Raw genomic sequence first — 510 nt, 5'->3', positions numbered from 1 at the left:
TAGGTTCGTTAACTATCGACTCTCAATTATACGCTGACGTTAGCGGTTATTTATTATTAGCTTTCGTTTCTGGCCATGTTTTGGGTCGTATTTTAAAAGGCCTCGGTCGAGGCTAATCATTAACTTAGTAAAGAGAGTAAATACTATGAAATTCATCAACGTCATGAAAAAACACGCTACAAAAATTGCAACTGGTGTTACTGCTGGCCTAGCTTCTGCAAGCTCATTTGCAGAGGGCGTCACTGATACTATCCAAGCTGCTATCACTGCAGGTCAAGCTAACTATACGATTGTCGTCGTTGGTCTTATCGCTCTTGCCGCAATCGGCTTCGGCCTCCGTGCGATTATTCGCGTAATGAACGGCTAATAACATGATAGGACTCGTTTCGGACGTCATCACTGTTCTTATTGCTTTGTCTACTGGTGGGGCGTTCGTTTACGGGGTCTACACTGGTATCAACGCCTCCTGATTGGGGGCGTTTTTTCTTAATTCTGGGGGGTTACATGCGT

1 protein-coding gene is annotated in these 510 nt (G+C 44.5%); it reads left to right on the top strand.

All coding sequences use genetic code 11. The features are described 5' to 3' along the window. The first annotated feature begins 145 nt into the window (after positions 1-145). On the top strand, positions 146-367 hold the full coding sequence (locus tag PL85_RS18155; protein ID WP_115339778.1) for a hypothetical protein: 222 nt from the start codon (positions 146-148) through the stop codon (positions 365-367). The last annotated feature ends 143 nt before the right edge of the window (positions 368-510 follow it).

It is taken from the genome of Vibrio anguillarum (genome assembly GCF_001989995.2).
Taxonomy (GTDB): Bacteria; Pseudomonadota; Gammaproteobacteria; order Enterobacterales; family Vibrionaceae; genus Vibrio; species Vibrio anguillarum.
The sequence above is the reverse complement of the archived record's forward strand: the minus strand, read 5'-3'. Positions and strand labels throughout refer to the sequence as shown.